This is a genomic window from Nonomuraea sp. NPDC059023 (assembly GCF_042740095.1).
Taxonomy (GTDB): domain Bacteria; phylum Actinomycetota; class Actinomycetes; order Streptosporangiales; family Streptosporangiaceae; genus Nonomuraea.
Genome location: NZ_JBHYIO010000021.1, coordinates 179,527 through 202,671, shown reverse-complemented (window position 1 = coordinate 202,671; position 23,145 = coordinate 179,527). Strand labels below are relative to the sequence as shown.

The following is a 23,145-nucleotide window of genomic DNA, read 5'->3' as shown; positions in this document are numbered from 1 at the left end:
TCATCGGGGGGTGTCGTGGGCCAGTTCGTGCTGCTCATGCTCGTGCTGCTCGGGGCGCTGGTCACGGTGCCGCTCGGCGACCGGCTGGGGCTGCCGGCACCGGTGCTCATGACGTTGTACGGCATCGTGCTGGCGGTGCTGCCGTTCGTGCCGAACGTGGACATCCCGCCGGAGCTCGTGCTGCCGGCCCTGCTGCCTCCGCTGCTGTACGCGGCGGCCAGCCGTACCTCGTGGCGGCAGTTCGCGGCCAACTGGCGGCCCATCTTCCTGCTGGCCGTGGCGCTGGTGTTCGTGACCACGGCGGCGGTCGCGGGGGTGGCGCACGCGCTGGTGCCCGGCCTGTCGCTGGCCGCGGCGGCGGCGCTGGGCGCGCTGGTCGCCCCTCCGGACCCGGTCGCGGCCACCAGCGTCGCGGGCTCGCTCGGGCTGCCCAGGCGGCTGGTGTCGCTGCTGGAGGGCGAGGGGCTGTTCAACGACGTGACGGCCATCGTGCTCTACCACGTGGCGATCGCCGCGGCCCTCACCGGCAGCTTCTCGTGGCCGGTCGCGGCGGGCGAGCTGGTGTTGTCGGCGGTGGTGGCGGTCGTGGTCGGGTTCGGGGTGGGGTGGGTGGCGGCCCGGCTGGACAGCCTGCTCGGCGATCCCACGTTGCAGATCGGGCTGTCGGTGCTGGTGCCGTACGCCAGCTACGTGCTGGCCGACCAGTTGCTCGGCTCCGGCGTGCTGGCGGTGCTGACCACCGCTTTCTACCTGCGCGAGAAGACCAGCGACGCCGACGACTCGATCGGCCGGCTCACCGGCGCCGCCTTCTGGCAGGTCGTGGACACGCTGGTGACCGGGGTGGCGTTCGGGCTGATCGGGCTGGAGCTGCACAACGTGCTCGGCACCGTGACCAGCAGGTTCGGCGAGGTGATGGTGTGGAGCCTGATCGTGGTCGCCGTGGTCGTGGGGGTCCGGCTGCTTTGGCTGCTGCCGACCGCCTCGCTGGCCAGGCGGCTGCACCAGTTGCGCGGCGACGACTCCGAGACGCCGATGAGCTGGCGCGAGACGGTCGTGATGTGGTGGGCGGGCATGCGCGGCGTGGCCTCGGTGGCGCTCGCGCTGGCCATCCCGCTGGAGGTGCCGCAGCGCGACGTGCTGGTCTTCGTCGCGTTCGCGGTCATCCTCGCCACGCTGCTGGTGCAGGGCCTGACCCTGCCCTGGGTGGTACGCCTGCTCGGCGTCACCTCCGACACCGAGGCGGAACGCGCCTTCGAGCGCAGGCTCGCCAAGCAGGCCGCGGGCGCGGCGAAGCAGCGGCTGAGGGAGCTCGTCGACACCGAGCAGGTGCCCGACGACATGGTGGAGATTCTCGGCCGCCGCCTGTCCGACATCGCGGTACGGATCAGCCCCGAGCTGGCCGACGAGGAACGCCGCGAGGCGTTCGGCCAGCGCCTCGAACGTTTCAGGGTGGTGCGCCGGGTCAACGACGAGATGATGTCGGCGGCCCGGCGCGCCGTCCTGGACGCGCGCCGCGACCCGGACGCCGACCCGCAGGTCATCTCACGCGTGCTGCGCCAGCTCGACCTGCGGAATCTGGGCTAGAGCGTGATCCACTCGGTGGACGTGGTGACCTCGTCGAGTATCGCCTGGATCGGCTCGACGCCGAGCCCGGGTCCCGCGGGGACGTCCAGGTGGCCGTCGCGCAGCTCGAACGGCTCGGTGATGTCGGTCGCGTAGTAGCGGCGCGAGCCCGAGGTGTCGCCGGGCAGCGTGAAGCCGGGCAGCGCGGCGAGCGCCACGTTGGCGGCCCGGCCGAGGCCGGTCTCCAGCATGCCGCCGCACCACACCGCGACCCCGTGCGCCCGGCACAGGTCGTGGATGCGGCGGGCCTCCAGGTAGCCGCCGATGCGGCCGGGCTTGATGTTGACGATGGAGCAGGAGCCCAGCGCGATCGCGGCCGCCGCGTGCTCGGCCGACTCGATGGACTCGTCGAGGCAGATCGGGGTCCTCAGCTGCTTGGCGAGCTGGGCGTGCTGGACGAAGTCGTCGTTGGCCAGCGGCTGCTCGATGAGCAGCAGCTCGAAGTCGTCCAGTTTGGCGAGCTGGCGGGCGTCCACGAGCGTGTAGGCGGCGTTGGCGTCGACCTGCAGGAGCACGTCGTCGCCGAAGCGCTCGCGCACCGCGCGCACCGGCTCGACGTCCCAGCCGGGTTCGATCTTCAGCTTGATCCGGACGTAGCCTTCGTCCAGGTAGCCGCCGACGGCCTCCAGCAGTTCGGGGATGGAGTCCATGATGCCGACGGAGACGCCACAGGGCACCCGGTCACGTTCGGCGCCCAGGAAGCGGCCGAACGACTCGCCGGCCGCGCGCAGCTGGGCGTCCAGCACCGCGGTCTCCACGGCCGCCTTGGCCATCCGGTGGCCCTTGATCGGCTCCAGGGCGCGGCCCACGCCGTACGCGTCGACCTGGGCGGGCAGCGACGGCAGCAGGAACCGCTTGATCACCTCGGCCGCGCCGTCGACGAACTCGGAGGAGTAGAGCGGCTCCGACATGGCCACGCACTCGCCCCACCCCTCGGCGTCCGGTGTCACCACGCGCACGAGCAGCACGTCGCGCGAGGTCTCGGTGCCGAACGAGGTGCGGAACGGCGCCACCAAGGGCATCGCGATCCTGCGCAGCTCTACTCCTGTGATTTTCACGCCTTCTCCACTACGTAGTACTTCTTGTCATGAAATCCAGTGACCTTGCGGCCTTCGGCCAGCATGCCGCCCAGCACGTCGCGTACGGCATGCCGCCACGCCTTGGCCGTTCCCGGATCAACGCCGCGCAACCCCTCCACATCGGCGGGGATCGCCACCAGCACGACCGGCGCGTCCATGTCACCGGGCACCGGCCTGCCGCCCTCGTTGCGCAGGGCGATCACCGTTCCCGTGGGGATGTCCGGCGTGTACGGCTCCCGCCGTACCGCCGCCTCGACGTGCGGCGCGGTCAGGTCCCAGACGGCGAGCACCCGATCGGACTCGTCGCCCTGGTTGATCGCGTCGCCCATGACCCCGTAGAAGCTGGGCAGGTACTCGTGCGGCCTGGCCCCCAGCTTGGCGAGGTTGAAGTGCGCGTTGCGGCGCACCAGGGGGTCGTAGGTCCAGGAGATGCGCGTCAGCCCGCGCTCCAGTGCCCAGCGGCGCTGGTGCATCTTGAGCTCGAACCCTATGCCGCGCCCGACGGCCGCACCGGTGATGTGCGAGTGCAGTACGCCGCCGACCGCCATGAAGCCCACCGACGCGCCCACCAGTGTGGCTCCGTCGTATGCGCCGGTGATGTAGTTGCCGGCGTGCGAGAAGGCCCGCATCAGCTCGACCGAGATCGGCTCGCCGCCCGGGTCGAAATGCCAGATATCACCGAACAGCGCGTGGACCTCTTCCAGGTCCGCGATCTCGTGAAGCTCCCTGATCGCGATCACGCATGCCCTCCGAGTCGTCCGTTGTCACGGCGACGGTAAACCATCGTGAGGACGCGTCGATTCGTGCCAGCCCACCAAGCACCCCCGCACCCTTGGTGCGCGTGCCCAATGGCCCGATCTTCGTCGGGGCGGCGGGTACGGCGCGGTCCGTACCGCGCCGGGGCGGACGACCAGGTCGGGTCTCATGAGCGGGCGTTCCGCCCTCCGGCTCGGGGCGGGCCGGAGAGCCCGCCTGGTCCGTACCAGGGATATTCGTGACTTGTACTGGTATTGACCAGTTGCGGGGAGGATGATCCTATGGTGGCACCTTCTCGTCTAGGAGACAGTGTGCACCTGAACCGTCTTTTAGCCACCGCCCTCCTCGCGACTCCCCTGCTCATCGCCGCTCCCGCCGCGGCCGGCACCCTCCGGCTCGCCCCCGTGGCCCAGCAGCTGAAGCCCCGCTCCGACGGCTTCCCGATCCCGTCCGTCGTGGGACTGGTCCGTACCAGCGAGAGCGACCCCCACGCCGAGGCCGTCGTCAGGAAGGTCCTCGCCGACGCCGGCGTCAAGCGGGTGACCACCACCGACGGGACCGACCCCCGCACCCCCGTGACCGTCTGGCTCGGGGACGGCGACGCCCGCCTGACCAGGCTCGGCGTCAAGAACGCCGACGGCCTGCCCGCCGAGGGCTACGTCCTGGCCGCCGGGCGCGGCGACATCGTCCTGGACGGCGTGGACGCCGACGGCACCTACTACGCCGCCCTTTCGCTGCGCCAGCTCGTCCAGAGCCGCCACGGCCGCGACCGGATGCCCGGCGTGGAGGTCCGCGACTGGCCGTCGATGCGCTACCGCGGCTCCATCGAGGGCTTCTACGGCACGCCGTGGTCCCACCAGGACCGGCTGAGCCACCTGGACTACCTGGGCGCCCACAAGATGAACACCTACGAGTACGCGCCCAAGGACGACCCCTACCACCGGGACCGGTGGCGCGAGCCGTACCCGCAGGACAAGCTCGCCCAGCTCGGCGAGCTCGTCACCCGCGCCCGCCGGAACCACGTCGACTTCACCTTCGCCCTCTCGCCCGGCCTGTCCGTCTGCTACACCGACCAGGCGGACGTGGCCAAGCTGCTGGCCAAGTTCGAGGCGATCTACGGGCTCGGCGCGCGCGCCTTCAACGTCGCGCTCGACGACATCGACGCCGGCCGGTGGAACTGCGCCGGCGACCAGGCGAAATACGGCCCGCCCGGCGGCGCGGGCGCGGGACGGGCCCAGAGCGACCTGGTCAACGCCGCCCAGGCGTGGGCGCGCTCGAAGGGCGACGTCGCGCCGGTCCAGATGGTGCCGACCGAGTACTACGACGCCAGGGAGACGCCCTACAAGAAGGCCGTCAGGGAGGTCCTCGGCAAGGACGTCGTCGTGCACTGGACCGGCCTCGGCGTCATCCCGGCCACCATCACCAAGGCCCACGCCGCCGAGGCGAGGCGCGTCTTCGGCCACGAGATCCTGATCTGGGACAACTACCCGGTCAACGACTACAACCCGGGCAGACTCCAGATCGCCGACTACGCCGGGCGCGAGCCTGGCCTGTCGGAACACCTGGCCGGCATCATCTCCAACCCGATGAACCAGGCGGCGGTCAGCGAGATCGCCCTGTACTCCTTCGCCGACTTCGGGTGGAACGACCCGGTCTACGACGCGCAGGCCTCGTGGCTGCGCGCGCTGGACGAGGTGGCGGGCGGCTCGCCGCAGGTCGTGCGGGCGCTGCGCGACTTCGCCGACCTCAACACCTACGACGGCACCGTCCACCACAGGCAGGCGCCCGCACTGGCCGCCGAGATCGCCCGCTTCTGGCCCGCCTGGCGAGCCGGCGACCGATCCACACACAACGCCCAGCCCCCCGCCAAACCCGATGAAGCCGGCGAGCGCGCGGAAGCCGCCGCGAGTGCCAGGGACGCCCTGCGTGAGCACGCGCAGCGGCTGCTGGCCGCGCCCGCCGTGATCGAGCGCGGCGTCGCCGACCGGGCCTTCCTGGAGGAGGCCGGGTCGTGGCTGGAAGCCGCCCGGCTCTGGTCGCGCGCGGTGCTCAAGGCCCTCGACGTGCTCGACGCCGTCCGCCGCGACGACGGACGTACGGCGGTGCGCGCCAGGCAGGAGGCGCTCGACCTGGTCACGCGGGCCAAGGCCATCCGCGACCCGCGCCAGCCGCACGCCGGCACCTTCCCCCGCGTCGGCGACGGCGTGATGGACCGCTTCGTCGAGGACGCGCTGAAGGAGCTCGACCGCTGGATCGGCGTGGCCGACGAGCGCCCGTCCGCCTCCAGCACCCTCGGCACCTACGCGGACAACACCCCGGACCGCATGACCGACCGCGACCCGGCCACCTTCTACTGGAGCAACAACGCCCCCGGCCCCGGCGACGCCGTCACCCTCGACCTCGGCTCCGTACGGTCCATCGGCGAGGTCGCGGTCCTCATGGGCAAGCAGGGCAGCCCTGACGACTACATCCGCGCCGGCGTCCTGGAGCACTCCCCGGACGGCGCCGCCTGGACGCCGCTGGCCACCGCTACCACGGCCGAGGTGAAGGCCACCGCCCCGGACGGCACCCGCGCCCGCTACGTCCGCTACCGCGCCACGGGCGCCAACGCCAACTGGCTGGTCGTGCGCGAGTTCCAGGTGTCGACGCCGGACGACGACCGTACCCGCATCACGGTCACCGGCACTCCGGCGGGCACCGGCCTGGCCGCCGCCGCGGACGGCAACCTCGCCACCGCCTGGACCGCCTCGGCCGCGCCCGCCGCCGGTGACGCGCTGGAGGCGGCGCTGTCGCGGCCCAGGGTGCTCGACCGGGTCGCCGTTGTGGGTACCGGGCAGGCGTCGGTGCAGGTCAGAGCAGGTGGGCAGTGGCGGACGATCGGGCGGCTGGCGGGGCCGTACACGGAGATCGATCTCGCGGACACCACCGCGGACGCGGTACGGCTGGCCTGGACGCCCGGCGGCGCGGCGCCGAGCGTCGCCGAGATCGTCCCGCGCTACGCGGACGTGCCCGGCGTGATCCTGGCGGCCGACCCGGCGGCGCTGGAGAGCGCGGCGGGTGCCGAGGCGACGACGACGCTGAGCGTCAGCGGCGAGCGGGCGGCCGACGTGGGCGGCACGCTGGCCGTCCGCGGCCCGCGGGGATGGAAGCTGCCCGCCGACCGGCGGCTGACGCTGCCGCGCGGCGGGCTGCTGACGGTGCCGGTCGTGTTCACGCCGTCGGGCTCGGGCACGCTGGAGATCTCCTTCGCCGGTGTGACGACCAAGGTCGAGGTCACCGCCCACCGGCCCGTCGGGACGGAGAACCTGGCCAGGGGCAGGACCGCCACGGCCTCCGGCGTCGAGGGCGGCACCACGTTCGAGCCGGGCAAGGCGGTCGACGGCGACCCCGCCACCCGCTGGTCGTCGCCGCCCGCGGACGGCGAGTGGCTCCAGGTGGACCTCGGTACCGCCGTGGACGCCGGCCAGGTGGTGCTGCGCTGGGAGACCGCGTACGGCGCCGCCTACCGCGTCGAGTCCTCCACCGACGGCGCCGCCTGGACCCCGCTGGCCGAGGTCAGCGCGGGCGACGGCGGCGTGGACACGCTCTGGATCGACCGGCCCAACGTCACCCGCCACCTGCGCGTCCAAGGGGTACGGCGGGCCACCGACTTCGGCTACTCGCTCTGGGAGGTGGAGGTCAGGGCGGCCGCCTGACCCCGATGGAACGGCCGTGGAACGGGATGTCACGCCCCTTCGCTGTGAAGCACGAAATCAGTGAGAGGAGCAGGCGTGGTGTCACGATGGAAGACCTGGGCGGCGGCGCTGGCCGTCGCCGGGGCGGCCCTGGCCGTTCCCTCCCACCGGGCCGCGGCACAGGCGGACCCGCCCGTGCACGCGGTCTCATGGGGAGACAACCACACGGGGCAGCAGGGCATCGGCTCCCTCATCCCGGACCGCAGGACCACGGCCGGCGTGGTGAACCGGATGGAGCTGCGCTTCGCCAAGGTCGCGGCGGGCTCGGCGCACGCCCTGGCCGTCGCCGGTGACGGCACCCTGTGGGCGTGGGGCCTCAACGGAAACGGCCAGCTCGGGGACGGCACCACGACCAACCGGCCGAGCCCGGTCCAGGTGCCCGGCCTCACGGACGTGGTCGGCATCAGCGCGGGGTCCGGGCACAGCGTCGCGGTCACCGCCGACGGCGGCGTGTGGACGTGGGGCGACAACTTCGGCGGCCAGCTCGGCGACGGCACCACGCAGGACCGCCCGGCCCCCGCCAGGGTCGCGGGGCTGCCCGGGGCCGTCTCCGTGGCCGCCGGGATGGACCACACCCTGGCGGTGCTCGGCGACGGCACCGTGCGTTCCTGGGGCAGGAACCTGTCCGGCAAGCTCGGCGACGGCACCACGACCAACCGGCCCACCCCGGTGCCGGTGCTCGGCCTGACGCAGGTCCGCGGCGTCTCGGTCGGACCCGAGCACAACCTGGCGCTGCGCTCGGACGGCCGGGTGTTCGCCTGGGGCAACAACAACCACGGCCAGCTCGGCGACGGCACCTTCCAGACGCGGATCACCGCCCAGGAGGTGGGAGGGCTCCCGCCCATCGCGCAGGTCTCGGCCGGGTTCTTCTACGCCCTGGCCCGCGGGGTGAACGGCGCCGTCTTCGGGTGGGGCTCGAACACCAGTGGCCAGCTCGGCGACGGCACGTTCACCGACCGGCTGCTGCCGATCCGTGCGCAGGCCGGGCCGGTGTCGCAGATCTCCGCCGGTGACACGTTCGGGGCCGCGGTCCGCGCCGACGGGCGGGTGGTGGCGTGGGGCGCCAACCACAGCGGCCAGCTCGGCGACGGCACGCTGACCTCGCGGCCGGTTCCGGGACTGGTCACGGGGCTGGTCGACGTCCGCCAGGTCGCGGCGGGCGGCCAGTTCGCGCTCGCCGTCCAGAAGATCCCGCAGTTCACCCTCAAGGTGACCTCTGGCAGCGGAACCGTCGGTTCCGGCACCTCGATCACGATGACCATCGAGAACGTGCCGCGCAACGGCTTCTCCCCCACGGTCTCCCTGTCGCTGTCCGGCCTGATCGCCGGCCTGGACTTCACCCTCACGTCGGAGACGCTGGGCCCCGGTGAGATCGCCGAGCTGACCATCGCGGGCACGGGCGACGTCATCTTCACCCCGCCGCGCAAGATCCTCATCGGGATCCGGGGCAGCGCTCCCGGCGTGCCCACCGAACAGGCGGCCTTCATCCTGGTGGCCAGCGGCTGACCGGTGAAGCTCCGGCGGCGCCTGCCCGCCGCCGGAGCGGCTTCAGCGCTGCAGGCGGGGCACGGCCTCCAGCAGGGTGCGGGTGTAGTCGTGCGCGGGCCGGCCGACCACGGCCTCGGTCGGGCCGTGCTCGACGATGCGGCCCCGGTGCATGACCGCCACCGTGTCGCAGACGTAGCGGACCACCGCGAGGTTGTGCGAGATGAACAGGATCGACAACCCCAGGGTGTCGCGCAGGGAGCGGATGAGGTTGAGCACGGAGCCCTGGACGGAGACGTCCAGGGCGCTGGTGATCTCGTCGGCGACCAGCAGGTCGGGGCGGGCGCCGAGCGCGCGGGCGATGGCGACGCGCTGGCGCATCCCGCCCGACAGCTCCCGCGGGTAGCGGGAGGCGAGCTCCGCGGGCAGGGAGACGAGGCCGAGCAGGCGGGTCACCTCGTCGGGGCGGGCGGCCCTGGGCAGTTCCAGCAGGCCCTCGGCCACCGACTCGCCGACCTTCATGCGCGGGTCGAGTGAGGCGTAGGGGTCCTGGAAGACCATCTGCACCCGGGAGACGCCGGTGATCTCCCCGGAGTACCGTACGAGGCCGCTGACCGCCTTGGCCAGCGACGACTTGCCGGAGCCCGACTCTCCCACCAGCCCGACGATGCCGCCGGGCGGCACCTCCAGGCTGACGGAGTCGACCGCGGTGAACGATCCGAATCGCACCGTCACGTCAGTAAATTTCATGAAACCTCCCAGCAGGCCACCGTGTGCGCGATGCCGTACTCGGTGACCGGCGGCAACGACGTCGAGCAGCGATCGGTCGCCAGCGCGCACCGTCCCGCGAACGCGCACCCCGCCCCCACCATTGCGGGCGCCGGCTGCGTGCCGGGGATGCTGGCCAGCGGCAGCGAGCGGTCGGTCTCCATGTCGGGCAGCGAGTCCACCAGGGCCTTGGTGTACGGATGCGCCGCCCCCTTGGCCAGCGCCGACACGGGCAGTTCCTCCACCACCCGCCCCGCGTACATGACCACGACCCGGTCGCACAGCTCCCCCACGACCGCGATGTCGTGCGAGATGAACAGCGCCGCCGCCCCGCTCTCGTCGACCACCTCGCGCAGGAGCTTGAGGATCTGCCGCTGCACGGTGACGTCCAGCGCGGTCGTCGGCTCGTCGGCGATGATCAGCTTGGGCGAGCCCATGAGCCCCATCGCGATCACCGCGCGCTGCCGCATGCCGCCCGACAGCTCGTGCGGATGCCGCCTGGCCTGCTTCTCCGGCTCCGGCAGGTGCACGTGACCGAGCCGGTCCACGGCCCGCCGGGCGGCCTCGGCGCGGGTGGCGCCCTGGTGCACGATCGCCACCTCGGCCAGCTGCCCGCCCACGCGCAGCGCCGGGTTGAGCGAGGCCATCGGGTCCTGGAAGACCATGGCCAGGCTCGTGCCGAGCTCCTTCTGGCTGAGCTCGGCGACCTCCCGGCCGTCCAGGCGCAGCGCGGCGTGCGTGACCGTGCCCGGATAGGGCACCAAGCCGCCGATCGCCGCCGCGGTCAGGCTCTTGCCGCTGCCGGACTCGCCGACGATGCCGACGATCTCGCCGGGCCGTACCGTCAGCGACAGGCTCCGCACGGGCGTGACGCCGCCGGGGAAGGTGACGGTCAGGTCCCGCACCTCCAGCAGGGCCCGCGGATCGGGCGCGCCCGCCGGCTCCGGCGCGGCGAGCTCTTCCTTCCTCGCCGGTACGGCGGTGCGCGAAGCCCGCTTGGCCAGCGTGTCGCCGAGCAGGTTGAACCCGATGCCGGCCAGCGCGACCGCCACCGCGGGCCCGATCGCCACCTCCGGCGTGACGTAGATGCGGGCGAAGCCGTCGAACAGCAGCCGCCCCCAGTCGAAGTCCGGCGGCTGCACGCCGAGGCCCAGGAACGACATGCCGGCCAGCCCCAGCAGCGCGCCGCCGAGCGCCTGGGCGAGGTTGAGGATGAGCGGTTCGGCGATGTTGGGCAGCACGTGCCTGCCCAGCACGCGCCGGCGCGGGACGCCGAGCATGCGGGCGGCCAGCACGTAGTCGGCCCCGGCGACGGAGGCGGCCAGCGTCTGGGTGAGCCGGGCGAAGCTGGGCGCGATGGCCACGCCGATGCCGAGGACGGCGCCGCGCGCCCCCATGCCGGACACGACCGCGGTGAACATCGCCAGCAGCAGTCCGGGGAAGGCGACCAGCGCGTTGACGGTGCCGGTGACCAGGCGGGCGCCGCGCCGCGGCAGCACCGACGGCAGAGCGCCGAGCACGATGCCGATGACGGCCCCGATGAGCGTGGCGGCCAGGGCCAGCGCCAGCGAGTAGCGGCCGGCCACGAGCACGCGGGCCAGCAGGTCGCGGCCCAGGTTGTCGGTGCCCAAAGGATGGGCGGCCGAGGCGCCCTGCAGGATGGCGCCGGCGTCGATCTTCTCCGCGGCCTCGCCCCAGATCGGCGGGCCGATGATCGCCAGCACCACCATGAGGGTGACCAGCACCGCCGAGACGACGGCGGCGGGAGTGCGTGGCATCAGGTCTCCTTGATGGAGGAGGTCGGGTCGAGCTTGCCGAGGAGCAGGTCGACGGCGAAGTTGACGACCAGGACGATGGCGCCGTAGACGAGGATCACGCCCTGGGCCACGGGATAGTCCTTCTGGGTGATCGACTCGACGATCTTCAGGCCGAGGCCGGGCCAGGCGAAGACGTACTCCACCAGGACGCTGCCCGCGATCAGCGCGGTGAGCAGCAGGCCGCCGATGGTGAGGGTGGCGGTCAGCGTGTTCGGCAGCACGTGGCGCAGGTAGAGGCGGGCCGCGGGCAGGCGCTTGGCACGGGCCAGCCGTACGTAGTCGGTGCCGAGCTCGCGCAGCGTCTCCACGCGGGAGATGCGGGAGATCATCGCGATCGGCCCGATCGCGAGCGCGAGGATGGGCAGCACGTACGAGGCGGGCCCCGACTTGCCCGCGGGCGGGAACAGCCCGAGGCCGATGGCGAAGACGGTGACCAGGCCGATGGCGTAGAGGAACTCGGGAACGGCCACCGCGGTGCCGGTCACCGAGGTGAAGGTGGCCTCGGTGCCGCGGTTGCGGCCGTTCTCGGTCCTGATCGCCGCCCACATGCCGATCGGCACGGCCGCCAGCATCGCCACGACGGTGGCCAGCAGGGCCAGCCCGAGCGTGTTGGGCAGCCGGGTGAGGATCACCTGTCCGACGGGCTCGCCGGTCAGGAACGAGACGCCCATGTTGCCGGAGAACAGGTTCGCCACGTAGGTGGTGAACTGCTCCAGCAGGGGGCGGTCAAGCCCGAGCGCGGCCGTCCTGGCCTGAACCAGCTCGATCGGCGCGGCGGGGCCCAGCGAGGCGCGCACCGGGTCGCCGGGGATGAGGTGGATCATCGCGAACGACGCCACCAGCAGCACCCCCAGCGACACGATGAAGCGCACCAGATGCCGCAGCACTCAGCCTCCTTCGGTCAGGCGGATGGACGTGGGGATGAGGACCGTGGCGACCAGGTCGAACGTCACGCCCTTGCCGGCCACGAGCACGGTGTTCTCGGTGACCGGGACCATGTCGGAGTTGTCGAACAGCGCGGACTCGGCCTCCAGCCAGAGCTTGCAGCCCTCCTCGCCCGGCTTGAGCTTGGCCTGGGCGATCAGCTCGGAGTAGCGGTCGTTGTCCAGATGGGCGAAGTTGGCGCCCTTGGGCGCGGCCGGGCCGGACAGGAAGCCTTCGAGCTGCGAGGGCAGGAAGACGCCGATGGGCAGCCAGACCACGTCCCAGTCCTGGGTGGCGTTGAGCGACTCCGACATCTTGGTGTCCAGCACGCCGTTGAGCTTGACCTCCACGCCGGCGCTCTTCCAGGCCGCGGCCACGTACTCGGCGGCGGCCTGGACGCCGGCGCCCCTGGTGGTGCCGTAGAGGTAGCGCAGCGTCAGCCGCTTGCCGTCCTTGACCCGGACGCCGTCGGGACCGGGCTTCCAGCCGGCGGCGTCCAGCCCCGCGGCGGCCGCGGCGGCGTCGAAGGCGGGCACGTGGCCGGTGACGGTGTCGCCCTTGCACGGGCGGGGCTCCATGACCAGGCCGGTGACGGGCCTGCCGGTGCCGCTGGAGGCGATCCCGGCCAGCTCCTTCAGGTTGAGCGCCTGGGTGAGGGCCTTGCGTACGGCCGGGTCCTTGGTGGGCCGGTCCTCGCCCTGGTGGTAGAAGAACTGGCCGTTGCCCGCCATCGGGGTCTTCTTGAGCAGGCCGGGCGTGGCCTCCAGGCGGGTGCGGTCGGCGCCGAAGAAGACGGCGGCGTTGAGGCCACCGGAGATCAGCAGGTTGGCGGAGGTCTGCTCGTTCGGCACGATCTTCAGCACGACCTTGTCGGGCATGCCCTCGGTGCTCGCGCCGCCGGGCGCCCACTTGTAGTCCTTGCGGCGGGTGAAGGTGTAGTGGTCGCTGGGCATCGACTCGCTCAGCACGTACGGGCCGCTGCCCGAGGTGGCGCGGGCGATGAGCGAACGGTCCTTGACCGCCTTGCCGCAGACGATGAACAGGTCCCGGGCGCTCTGCAGGATGAAGGCGAACGGCTTGTCCGTAGCGAGCGTCACGGTCCCGGCCGCGTCGTCCGCGGTGGCCTTCATCCCGGACGGCAGGAGCACGCCGTAGACGGGCGACTTGGTGGCCGGGTCGGCGATGTGGTTGACGTTCTGGGCCACGTCGGCGGCGGTGAGCTTGGAGCCGTCGGAGCAGGTGACGTCCTTGCGCATCGTGAAGGTCACCGAGTCCGGCTTGACCTCCCACTTCTCGGCCAGGCCCGGGACGGTCCGCCCGTCGCGGTCGGTGCTGACCAGCGTGTCGTAGGCGAAGCCCAGCACGGTGTTGGTCACCGACAGGACGGCCGTCGCGGGGTCGAGCACACCGGGGTCGGCGGGGATGGCATAGGTGAAGGTGCCGCCGGCCACAGGCCGGCCGGAGGGCGCTTGGGCCGTTCCGCCGCCGCACGCGGAGGCGAACATGGCCAGGCAGGCGAGCGCCGCGACTTTCTTCATACGGGACTCCGTGTGAGCGGGTGGGGGGGTTGGTCACCCACCTTCGTCCCTGCCCGGCGCGGGTTCTTCGTGCCCTGTGACGAAAACTACAGCCGCCCTCGTCCTAGGGCCCGAAGATCCGCATCTGGAGCATCACGGTGAGCCGGGCGTCGGGGTCGGCCAGGTCGAGACCGCTGATCTCGACCAGCCGCTTGAGCCGGTAGCGGAAGGTGTTGGCGTGCACGTGGACCTGCGCGCTGGCCAGGTTGACGTCGCCGAACGCGTCGAGATAGGCCCGCAGGGTGGCCACGAGGTCGCTGCCGTGTTCGGCGTCGTGCTCCAGCAGCCGCTGGTACGGCCCGGTGGGCGTCTGTTCCTCCGCCGTCACGACGTCGGCCACCTGCATGAGCAGCGACTCGAAGTGAACCGTGGTGTAGCCGGCGGCCTGCCCGGAGGTGCCGCGGGCACGCAGCACGCGCAGCGCCCGGTCGGCGTCGGCACGCGATCTGGCCACCTGGGCGAGGTTGGCGGCCAGCCGGCCCACGCCGATGTTGGCCTCGTAGCGCGGGCCCACCCGCGACAGGAAGCTCTGGGCGACCCGCACGGCCCGCTCCTCCTCCTCGCCGCCGGTGCTGAGCGGCAGCACGGCGTAGGCGACCGAGCCGACGAGGGCGGCGGCGGCCCGCGGGTGGATGGCGCCCACGTGCAGGGCGAAGGCGTCGCAGAAACGCTGGCGGTCGCTCTCCCCGCGCGCGGGGTCGGCGTCGGTCAGGTCGGTGAGCTGGGCGGCCAGCACGCAGAGCCGTTCGGTGGCGACGCCCAGCCGGCCCGCCGCCTCGGCGGCGTCCGCGCCGCCGGCCAGCACGGTCGACAGCAGGTCGGCGCGCAGCCGCCGCTGGGTGTCGGCCCCGGCGCGCTCGCGCAACAACTGCAGCGCGACGATCTTCGCCGCGTCGGCGAAGGCCCGCTGGCGCTGCTCGCTGAGCGGTTCGCGCACCGCCGCCCAGATCGAGCCGAGGATCTCGTCGCCCGACCGTACGGCGACCGCCGTCCTGTTGATGCTGGTGCCGTCGTGGAGTTCGATGTAGACCGGCTCGCGGCTCTGGTAGAGCTGCTTGAAGAAGCCGCGCTCGTCCAGCATGCGCTGGAAGCGCTCGGGCACCTGCAGGCCGAGCACGGTCTCGACGCGCCCGGGGTCGGCCTCGTCCTGCCGCCCTGAGTAGGCCAGCACCCGCGAGGAGCGGTCCTCGATGGTGACCGGCGCGTCCAGGAGCGCGCAGACCGCGTTGGCCAGCGCGAACAGGTCGCCCTGCGGCTCCTCGCCCGGCTCGTCGAGGTCGCCCTCGGCCAGCAGGGAACGCAGCAGCGCCGCCACCTGCGACCAGGACGCCGCCCTGGTCAGCCCGAGTACGGCGATGCCGGTCTCCAGGACGGCGGCGCGTACCTGCTCGTCCACCTCGACCGGCACCTTGACCACGATCGCCGCCGCGGTCCTGGCCCGGTAGAGCAGGTCGCGGATGTCCCCGGCGGCATGCACGCCGACGGCCAGCAGGATGCCGCCCGGCGGTACCAGCAGTTCGTCGAGCGGGTCGTAGATGTGCACGCCGGTGACCTCGGTGCCGAGGTCGCCTGGCGACGCGGCCACTCCCATCACGGTGGTGCCGAGGTCGAGCAGGATACGACCGAGGCTGGCGAGCGGGCGGTCGATCACCCGCTCACCATACGTCACCTCGGACATCAGACCCGCAACCGGTCCACCGCCACCCGCGCGGCGCGGCCGATGGCGGCGTCGGCCGCGGGGTCGCGCAGGCCGAGGCCGACGGTGCGCAGGAACACCGCGACGGCGTAGCGCCCGCCGTCGGGGAACTCCACCACGCCCACCTCGTTGCGCACGCCCCACAGCGTGCCGGTCTTGCCGGAGACCTTGACCTCGTCGCCGAAGCCGGAGCTGAGCCGGTGCGGCCACACCTGGTTGCCCATGATGCGCCGCACCTCCTCGCAGGCCTCGGCGGGACCGGCCTCGTCGCGCCAGATCAGGCTGAGCAGCGTGGTGATCTCGCGCGGCGTGCCGGAGGTCGTGCGTTCCGGGTCGCGGATGGCCAGTGACCTGATCCGCTCCCCGGTCAGCTTCTCCAGGTCCACCGGGCCCAGCTCCTGCCTGACCTGCTCGAACAGCTCCGCGCAGCCGCCGATGAGCCGGGTGCGCGACAGGCCCAGCGACCTGAGCGTGGTGTGCACCCGGTCCAGCCCCACCCGGCGCAGCAGCACGTCGGTGGCGGCGTTGTCGCTCATCGTCATCATGAAGTGCGCCAGGTCGCGCAGCGTCAGCGAGATGTCGTCGGCGCAGCCGGAGGTGCCGATGCCGCCGTCCTTGTCGGCCGCGGTGACCATGAGGCGCTCGGTGCGCTCCAGCTCGCCGGCCGCCGCCTGCAGGGCGTACTCCAGCACGATCGGGATCTTGAACACCGAGGCCAGCACCACGGGGTCGTCGGCCCCGAAGGCCACCTCGGCGTCGCCGTCCACCTCGCGCGCGTGGACGAACCCGGCCGCGCCGGCGGCGTCGAAGATCTCACGCACGCGGGACCGCCCGGCTGTTGTGCAGGTAGGCGGCGACGCCGTCGCGCATCACGAACGTGACCGTGGCGTGCATCCCGCCGTCCGCCTGCTCGGCGACGAAGTGGTCGTCACTCAGGTGGACGTACCGGGTGGTCTTGCGGGTCGCGCCCATACTGGCCATGAACGCGCCGGGGATCTCGGTGATGTCCAGTCCGCCGTCCGCGCCGGTGACCTCCAGCGACAGGACCGGCCCGGTGAACGTCCCGGCGTACGGCGCGGCGTCCACGGCCGAGGGCCGCTCGGGGGGAAGCGGCAGTCCCGGCACGTCGATCCCGGTCGTCTCGCGCAGCACCGGGAGCACCACGTCCTCGATGAGGCCGGCGAAGGCGCCGCCGTTCGCGCTCATCGCGAGCACGACGTCGCTGCCCGGCACGATCCGCCACAGCGTGCTCTGCCCGGGGGTGCCGCCGTCGTGGCCGAAGGCGCCCCAGTCGAACAGCTCGAAGCCCAGGCCCCAGGCGGTGGCCAGCAGTCCGGGCACGGTCGGCACCTCGGTCTGCGGCGCGCGCATGTCGGCCAGGGTCTGCTCGGCCAGCACGCGGGTGCCGTCCTCGGCCAGCCCGCCGGCCAGCGCCATGCGGCCGAAGCGGACCAGCTCGCGCGGCGCCAGGCACAGGGTGGACCCGGCGGGCCCGTTGGAGCGGGGCATCTGCCACTTGGGGTAGACGACCTGGTCGGGGCCGATGTGCCCGGCCGAGGCGCGGAACAGCACGGCCTCCTCGCCGAACAGCGCCGTCTGGGTGGCGCCGAGTGGCTTGAACAGGTGCTCGGCCATCGCCTCCTCCCAGGTGACGCCGCGTACCCTGGCCACGATCGCGCCGAGCACCGCGAACCCCGAGTTGCAGTAGGAGAACAGCGCGCCCGGCTCGTGCACCTTGGTGGTGCCGTGCAGGTAGGTCAGGTACTTGTCGAGGCAGTCGTCGCCGCGGCCGGTGTCCTCGAACAGGTCGCCGTCGAAGCCGCCCGTGTGCGTCAGCAGGTGCCGCACGGTGATCTCGGCCTCGTAGGCGAGACCGAACTCGGGCAGGTAGTCGGTGACCGGCCGGTCGAGCTCGACCTTGCCCTCCTCGACGAGCTGCATGATCAGTGCGGCGGTCCACACCTTGGTCGTGGAGCCGACCTGGAAGACGCTGTCGGGCGTGGTCTCCACGCCGGTGTTCTTGTTGACGACGCCGGTGGCGGCCTCGTGCAGCTCGCCACCCGCCCAGACCGCGATCGCGGCGCCGGGCACGCCGTGCTTGGCCGCCGCCTCGTCCAGGCGCTTCTGCAGGTCCATGGTCAGCTCACCTTCGGGGTCGCGCGGGCGCCGGCGTGCACGTACAGGGTTCCGTCGGGCAGCTCGAAGAAGACGGCCGACAACCAGTCGGGGTCGCCGGGGCGGCGGCCGACGAAGGTGACGTCGTCCACGGCGACCAGCGGGATCTCCTCCGGCTCCTGCAGGCCGGCCAGCGCGCCGGTCGACTCCATGAGCAGCGACGGGCCGCCGTCCTTGAGGCCGACCGTCAGGCGGGCGCCGGCCCGCTCGTAGACGCCGAGGTAGCGGGAGAAGTCGGTCTCGACCGGCTGCGCGGGCGGCCCGAGCGTGGGCGGCACCTCCAGGCCGTCGAGCTCGGCGAACAGCTCGGTGGCCACCGCGTGGGTGAACGCGCCGCTGTGGCCGCCGTTGGCCACCACGCACACGACCGTGCCGGTGCCCGGCACCGCCCAGAGCATGGCGTGCTGGCCGATGGTGTTGCCGCCGTGGGAGATGACCTTCTGGCCGCTCCACTCGTCGAGGATCCAGCCGACGCCCCAGTGGGCGCCGAGCGTGTGCGGGTTGGGGATGGCGACCTGCGGCTCCCACATCGCCTGCGGGTTGTCCAGCAGCCCGCCCTCGAGGTGGGCGCGGCCGAAGGCGACCACGTCGGCGGGGCGGGCGCTGATGAGCCCGGCCGGGCCGCACGAGCGCATGAGGCCCCAGACCGGGGCGGGCTCGCCGCCGTCCATGTGGCCCATGGCCGCGCGGAAGCGCAGCGCCTCCTCGGGCAGCGTGACCGCGTGGGTGAGGCCGAGGGGCTCGAAGATCTGCTCGCGCAGGGCCTCGTCCCACGTCTTGCCGGTCAGCTTCTCCACGATGCGCCCGGCCACGATGAACCCGGAGTTGCAGTAGGACTGGGTGGCGCCCAGCGGGTGGTTCTGCGGCAGGTCCGCGCAGGCCGCCACGTACTTCTCCACGCAGTCGTCGCCGCGCCCGGTGTCCAGGAACAGGTCGCCGTCGATGCCGCTGGTGTGGGCGAGCAGGTGGCGTACCGTGACCGCCTTGGTCACCTCCGGGTCGGCCACCTTGAACTCGGGAAGCAGCTCGGCCACCGGCGTGTCCAGCGTCAGCAGGCCGCGCTCGGCCAGCTGCATCAGCAGCGTCGCCGTCCAGACCTTCGTCACGGAGCCGATCTGGAAGAGCGAGTCGGTCGTGGTCTCGACGCCGGTGCCGCGGTGGAGCACGCCCGCGGCGTACTCGTGCAGCTCGCCGTTGTGCAGGTAGGCCAGGGCGGCGCCCGGGACCTCGTACTTCGCGATCAGTTCGGCGAGCCGCTGACCCATTGCTCCAGCCACGCGATGATCCTCTCGTTGTAGTCGTAACGGTGTGAGGGACGCCCCTGGACGATGAACAGGTGGGAGCCGCCCGGATAGCGAACCAGCCGGACCGGCACCTCCCGCTCGCGCAGGGCTTCGAACCACTGCTCGGCCTGTCCGACCGGGCAGCGTTCGTCGGCGTCGCCGTGCAGGATGAGCGTGGGCGTCGTGACCTCGCCCACGCGGGTGAGCGGCGACTGCGGCGCGGGGTCGCCCGAGCACTCCCACATCTTGAGGAAGTACCCCGCGTCGGAGGTTCCGGCCATGCTGGTCAGGTCGCTGACGAGGCCGCCGGGGATCGCCGCCCTGAACCTGCCGGTGTGCCCCGTCAGGTAGCAGGTCATGTAGCCGCCGTAGCTGTAGCCGGTGACCGCGAGCCGCTCGGGGTCGGCCGTGCCGTCGGCCACCAGCTCGTCGACGGCCGACAGGAAGTCCTGGGCGTCGGCCACGCCCCATTCGCCGAGGGCGGCGGTGTAGAAGGCCTCGCCGTACCCGTCGCTGGCGCGCGGGTTGAGGGTGAGGACGGTCCAGCCGCGGGCGGCGAGCACCTGGTGGTAGAGGTGGACCCCGTCGAAGACGGGGGCCCAGGCGTTGTGCGGGCCGCCGTGGATGTCGAGCAGCAGCGGGCCGCCCTTGCCCTCGCCGGTCAGGAAGCCCTCGACGCGGGTGCCGTCGGGCGCGGTGAACATCCGGCTGCGCGGCGGGTAGAGCTCGACGTCGGCGAGGGCGTAGGCGGTCAGCTTCTCGCCGTCGAGGTAGACCTCCCCCACCGTGTACGGCGAGGCCGCCACATAGGCCGGCAGCCCGCCGGCGACACCGGCGCCGGAGACGCTGAGCTCGCCGCCCACGATCTTCTCCGCGGCCGCGGCCCCGTCCCGGAGCCGGTACAGATGGGTGGCCCCGGCGTCGCGGGCGCAGAACAGCAGGTCGCCGCCGTCCAGCGCGGGCGGCGCGCCCGGGTAGCCGGGACCGCCGATCATCACGTTCCTGTCCAGCCCGGTGGCGATCTCCTCCTGGCCGTCCTCGCCCACGGCGAACAGCCGCGTGTGCCCGATCGGCCCGTCCTTGAACACCGTCGCGACCAGCCTCCCGCCCAGCCACCACACACCCGTGCAGACCACGTCCTGGGTGGTCAGGCGCTTGGGCTCGCCGCCGGTGGCGTCCACGACGTAGACGGCGCCGCTGGGGACGAGGTCGCGGTCGGGCTCCATGGACGTGGTGAACGCCAGCCGCTGGCCGTCGGGCGACCAGGCGGGCCCGCCGGCGTGGAAGTCGCCCTCGGTGACCTGGGTGAGCGCGCCGGAGGCGACGTCCGCCACGAACACGTGCGAGGTCAGCCCGCGCAGCAGCCCGGGGCCGTCGGCCTTGTAGTCGAGCCGGTCGGCGACGATGGGGGCGTTCGGGTCGGGGCCGTCCGCCGAGGGCGCGAAGTGCGGCCCGCCGTACGCGATCTTGGTGCCGTCGGGCGACCAGACCGGCGCGCCGGCGCCGAGCGGAGCGGTGGTGAGCACGCGCGGCTCGCCCCCGTCCATCGGCAGCAGGTGGATCTGCGGCTTGCCGTCCACGGGGCGGACGAAGGCCAGCGTGCCGCCGTCCGGCGACCAGCGAGGGAGGTTGCCGGTCGCCAGACGGCGCGGCTCGGACCCGGGGGCGGCGAGCCAGATCTGGGTGATGTTGTCGTCGGTGTCACGCTCGGCGGTGGTGAGCGTGTAGGCCACGGCGACCCCGCCGGGACGCACCTGCGGATCAGACGGTACGGCCAGGCGGTAGAGGTCGTCCAAGGAGAGACGGGGCATGGCCGAACGCTAGGCGACCGTCGCGGGCCCATGCTTCGGCCTTTGCGACGAACCACCGCCCCTGTGTTGTGCGCCACACCAACGCGGCGGGAATATCCGTTTGCCTCCTGTTGCTCAGGTACGTCACTATGACGCTCATGTTCCGGCACGTTCACCCGATGACTCCCGCGATCGCCGCGGGTGTCTTCGAGCGTGCCTGCGACGGCCTGGAGCGCTGACCTCTCCCCGTAAGTCCTGACGGTGACCCGGCGGGGGGAGGTTGACCGGCCCGGCCACGGGTCACACATCCAAGGCTCTCGCGAACGGAACACGATCATGGCCAAGCAGGCCTACGTGCGGAACAAGCCGCATCTCAACATCGGCACGATGGGACACGTCGACCACGGCAAGACGACGCTGACCGCCGCGATCACGAAGGTGCTCGCCGAGCGGGGCGGCGCCACGTACACGCCGTTCGAGAGGATCGACCGCACGCCCGAGGAGGCGCAGCGGGGCATCACGATCAACATCTCGCACGTCGAGTACGAGACGGCCACGCGCCACTACGCCCACGTCGACATGCCGGGCCACGCCGACTACGTGAAGAACATGATCACGGGGGCGGCGCAGCTCGACGGCGCCATCCTGGTGGTGTCCGCGCAGGACGGGATCATGCCGCAGACCCGCGAGCACGTGCTGCTCGCCAAGCGGGTCGGCGTCGAGCACCTCGTCGTCGCGCTCAACAAGGCCGACGGCGCCGACCCCGAGCTGGCCGACCTGGTCGAGCTGGAGCTGTCGGAGCTGCTGGCCGAGCACGGGTACGCGGACGTGCCCATGGTCCGGGTCTCCGGGCTGCGGGCGCTGGAGGGCGACCCCGAGTGGACGGCGTCGGTCGAGGCGCTGCTCCAGGCGGTGGACGACCACATCCCGGTGCCGGTGCGCTACGTCGACGCGCCGTTCCTGATGCCGGTGGAGAACGTGCTCACGGTCACCGGCCGTGGCACGGTCGTCACCGGGGCGATCGAGCGCGGCGTCGTGCGCGTCGGCGACACCGTCGAGGTCGTCGGCTTCGGCGAGACGTTCTCCGCCGTCGTGACGGGGGTGGAGACGTTCGGCAAGACGATGGAGCGGGGCGAGGCGGGGGACAACGCCGCGGTCCTGCTGCGCGGTGTGCGCCGCGAGCAGGTACGGCGGGGCATGGTCCTGGCCGAGCCCGGCACGCAGCAGGCGCGCAGCTCCTTCACCGCCCGCGTCTACCTCCTCACGGCCGAGGAGGGCGGCCGGCGCAAGCCGGTCGCCGACGGGTACCGGCCGCAGTTCTACCTGCGCACGACCGACGTGCCCGGCCGGATCGACCTTGCGGCCCCGGCCCAGCCGGGTGACACGGTCGAGGTCGAGGTGGAGCTCGGCAAGGCCGTCGCGCTGGAGGAAGGGCTCGGCTTCGCGATCCGCGAAGGCGGCCTGACCGTCGGCGCGGGCACGGTCGTCGCCGTGACCGGTTGAAGCACGGGACCCGTGGACGGGTCCCGTGTGCGCGAAGAAGGCTACGGCCGGGTTCTCAGGAGGGAGCCCGGCCGTAGCGCCGTGGCGAAGCGGACGGTGCGCGGCAGCACGTACACCTCCTCGGGCAGCGACGACTCCAGTGCGGCGCGCGCGGCGTTGTGCCGTTCCCGGGGGATGCTCTCCAGGGAGGCGCGGCGCGCGGCCGACCACAGCCAGTCCCAGACCTGGCCGCGCTCGACGCTGACCTCGAAGACGACCTCCTCGCATCGCACCCCGGCCAGCCCGTTGCCGGACAGCAGGTCGGCCAGCTCGCGTTCGGTGTTGAGGCGGTGGGTGAACGGCGCGCCGCCGGCCCCGGTGGTGAAGGGGGCCAGGGCGAGCGCCACCTGGCCGAGCAGGTCGGCCTCCGCGGGGCTGGGCTGGGCGAGGAGGCTGGCGGCCAGGCGGCCGCCGGGGCGGAGGAGCCCGGCCATCGCGCGTACGGCGGCCGCGGGGTCGGGCAGGAAGTACAGCATCATCCCGGCCAGCACGGTGTCGAAACGCGCGGCGGGCAGCAGGATGGACGCCTGTTCGATGTCGCCGGACAGCACGGTGGCGTTGGACAGGCCGTGCCGTTCGATCTCGGCGTTGGCGACGGCGAGCATGCCGGGCGCCAGGTCCAGCCCGACGACCAGCCCGAGCGGGCCGACGGCGCGGGCGGCGGGGATCAGGCTGGCCCCGGTGCCGCATCCGGCGTCCAGGACGCTCTCGCCTCGCCGCAGGCCCGCCTGGCGCACGAGCTCGGCGCCGACCGGCCCGAAGAAGGGCACTCCCACCCGCTCGTACGTCCCGGACGCCCGGTCGAACACCCCGGCCATATAGGTCTTGGCGTCCACGCAGCAACCCCCAACCCTGCCGATTCAACCCCGCCGATGATCCACCTAACTCGGCACTTT

16 protein-coding genes are annotated in these 23,145 nt (G+C 72.6%); 4 read left to right on the top strand and 12 right to left on the bottom strand.

Going from position 1 to position 23,145, the window contains the following annotated elements; all coding sequences use genetic code 11:
• Nucleotides 1–15: 15 nt before the first annotated feature.
• The gene (locus ACFWYW_RS32490; RefSeq protein WP_379616883.1) at nucleotides 16–1,584 is read left to right on the top strand and encodes a Na+/H+ antiporter; all 1,569 of its coding nucleotides are present in this window, start codon (nucleotides 16–18) and stop codon (nucleotides 1,582–1,584) included.
• Here ACFWYW_RS32490 and menC read toward each other — a convergent pair.
• Together menC and ACFWYW_RS32480 are read right to left on the bottom strand one after the other, a co-directional pair.
• On the bottom strand, nucleotides 1,581–2,681 hold the full coding sequence (menC, locus tag ACFWYW_RS32485) for an o-succinylbenzoate synthase (protein ID WP_379616880.1): 1,101 nt from the start codon (nucleotides 2,679–2,681) through the stop codon (nucleotides 1,581–1,583). The genes ACFWYW_RS32490 and menC overlap by 4 nt on opposite strands.
• Complete coding sequence (locus ACFWYW_RS32480; RefSeq protein ID WP_379616878.1) at nucleotides 2,678–3,442, bottom strand: GNAT family N-acetyltransferase; 765 nt, start codon at nucleotides 3,440–3,442, stop codon at nucleotides 2,678–2,680. Before ACFWYW_RS32480 ends, menC begins: the two co-directional genes overlap by 4 nt.
• 327 nt (nucleotides 3,443–3,769) lie before the next feature.
• Between ACFWYW_RS32480 and ACFWYW_RS32475 the strand changes: the two genes are divergently transcribed.
• Both ACFWYW_RS32475 and ACFWYW_RS32470 read left to right on the top strand, forming a co-directional pair.
• Nucleotides 3,770–7,153 (top strand): beta-N-acetylglucosaminidase domain-containing protein, encoded by a 3,384-nt coding sequence (locus tag ACFWYW_RS32475; RefSeq protein WP_379616876.1) that lies wholly within the window; start codon nucleotides 3,770–3,772, stop codon nucleotides 7,151–7,153.
• Between the two features lie 78 nt (nucleotides 7,154–7,231).
• Complete coding sequence (locus ACFWYW_RS32470; RefSeq protein ID WP_379616874.1) at nucleotides 7,232–8,698, top strand: RCC1 domain-containing protein; 1,467 nt, start codon at nucleotides 7,232–7,234, stop codon at nucleotides 8,696–8,698.
• A gap of 42 nt (nucleotides 8,699–8,740) precedes the next feature.
• On the opposite strand, the gene ACFWYW_RS32465 is transcribed toward ACFWYW_RS32470, so the two are convergent.
• The 9 genes from ACFWYW_RS32465 to ACFWYW_RS32425 all read right to left on the bottom strand — a co-directional run bounded on the left by ACFWYW_RS32465 (nucleotide 8,741) and on the right by ACFWYW_RS32425 (nucleotide 20,728).
• Nucleotides 8,741–9,427: an ABC transporter ATP-binding protein gene (locus ACFWYW_RS32465; RefSeq protein ID WP_379616872.1), complete on the bottom strand. Its 687-nt coding sequence runs from the start codon at nucleotides 9,425–9,427 to the stop codon at nucleotides 8,741–8,743.
• The gene (locus ACFWYW_RS32460) at nucleotides 9,424–11,223 is read right to left on the bottom strand and encodes a dipeptide/oligopeptide/nickel ABC transporter permease/ATP-binding protein (protein ID WP_379616870.1); all 1,800 of its coding nucleotides are present in this window, start codon (nucleotides 11,221–11,223) and stop codon (nucleotides 9,424–9,426) included. The genes ACFWYW_RS32465 and ACFWYW_RS32460 overlap by 4 nt, the downstream gene beginning before the upstream one ends.
• Nucleotides 11,223–12,149 carry an ABC transporter permease gene (locus ACFWYW_RS32455; protein WP_379616868.1) on the bottom strand — a complete coding sequence of 309 codons (927 nt, stop codon included), beginning with the start codon at nucleotides 12,147–12,149 and terminating at the stop codon, nucleotides 11,223–11,225. Before ACFWYW_RS32455 ends, ACFWYW_RS32460 begins: the two co-directional genes overlap by 1 nt.
• Nucleotides 12,150–13,724 carry an ABC transporter substrate-binding protein gene (locus tag ACFWYW_RS32450; protein ID WP_379616866.1) on the bottom strand — a complete coding sequence of 525 codons (1,575 nt, stop codon included), beginning with the start codon at nucleotides 13,722–13,724 and terminating at the stop codon, nucleotides 12,150–12,152.
• Nucleotides 13,725–13,827: 103 nt separating this feature from the next.
• Entirely contained in the window at nucleotides 13,828–15,432 is a 1,605-nt protein-coding gene (locus ACFWYW_RS32445; protein ID WP_379616864.1) for a PucR family transcriptional regulator, read from the bottom strand.
• 8 nt (nucleotides 15,433–15,440) lie between these two features.
• Nucleotides 15,441–16,280 carry a serine hydrolase gene (locus tag ACFWYW_RS32440; protein WP_379616862.1) on the bottom strand — a complete coding sequence of 280 codons (840 nt, stop codon included), beginning with the start codon at nucleotides 16,278–16,280 and terminating at the stop codon, nucleotides 15,441–15,443.
• Entirely contained in the window at nucleotides 16,273–17,595 is a 1,323-nt protein-coding gene (locus tag ACFWYW_RS32435; RefSeq protein WP_379616860.1) for a serine hydrolase domain-containing protein, read from the bottom strand. Before ACFWYW_RS32435 ends, ACFWYW_RS32440 begins: the two co-directional genes overlap by 8 nt.
• 2 nt (nucleotides 17,596–17,597) lie before the next feature.
• The gene (locus ACFWYW_RS32430; RefSeq protein WP_379616858.1) at nucleotides 17,598–18,911 is read right to left on the bottom strand and encodes a serine hydrolase domain-containing protein; all 1,314 of its coding nucleotides are present in this window, start codon (nucleotides 18,909–18,911) and stop codon (nucleotides 17,598–17,600) included.
• The gene (locus tag ACFWYW_RS32425) at nucleotides 18,875–20,728 is read right to left on the bottom strand and encodes a S9 family peptidase (RefSeq protein WP_379616856.1); all 1,854 of its coding nucleotides are present in this window, start codon (nucleotides 20,726–20,728) and stop codon (nucleotides 18,875–18,877) included. Before ACFWYW_RS32425 ends, ACFWYW_RS32430 begins: the two co-directional genes overlap by 37 nt.
• A gap of 315 nt (nucleotides 20,729–21,043) precedes the next feature.
• Between ACFWYW_RS32425 and tuf the strand changes: the two genes are divergently transcribed.
• A complete protein-coding gene (gene tuf / locus ACFWYW_RS32420) occupies nucleotides 21,044–22,210 on the top strand; it encodes an elongation factor Tu (RefSeq protein ID WP_379616854.1) in 1,167 nt (388 codons plus the stop codon).
• Between the two features lie 41 nt (nucleotides 22,211–22,251).
• Here tuf and ACFWYW_RS32415 read toward each other — a convergent pair whose 3' ends face one another.
• On the bottom strand, nucleotides 22,252–23,085 hold the full coding sequence (locus ACFWYW_RS32415; protein ID WP_379616852.1) for a class I SAM-dependent methyltransferase: 834 nt from the start codon (nucleotides 23,083–23,085) through the stop codon (nucleotides 22,252–22,254).
• Nucleotides 23,086–23,145 lie beyond the last annotated feature (60 nt).

What these genes read in the sequence shown, in the direction of transcription:
- ACFWYW_RS32465 (WP_379616872.1), bottom strand. Translation starts at nt 9,427, where the DNA reads ATGAAATTTACTGACGTGACGGTGCGATTCGGATCGTTCACCGCGGTC.
- ACFWYW_RS32460 (WP_379616870.1), bottom strand. Translation starts at nt 11,223, where the DNA reads ATGCCACGCACTCCCGCCGCCGTCGTCTCGGCGGTGCTGGTCACCCTC.
- ACFWYW_RS32450 (WP_379616866.1), bottom strand. Translation starts at nt 13,724, where the DNA reads ATGAAGAAAGTCGCGGCGCTCGCCTGCCTGGCCATGTTCGCCTCCGCG.
- ACFWYW_RS32435 (WP_379616860.1), bottom strand. Translation starts at nt 17,595, where the DNA reads ATGGACCTGCAGAAGCGCCTGGACGAGGCGGCGGCCAAGCACGGCGTG.
- ACFWYW_RS32425 (WP_379616856.1), bottom strand. Translation starts at nt 20,728, where the DNA reads ATGCCCCGTCTCTCCTTGGACGACCTCTACCGCCTGGCCGTACCGTCT.
- tuf (WP_379616854.1), top strand. Translation starts at nt 21,044, where the DNA reads ATGGCCAAGCAGGCCTACGTGCGGAACAAGCCGCATCTCAACATCGGC.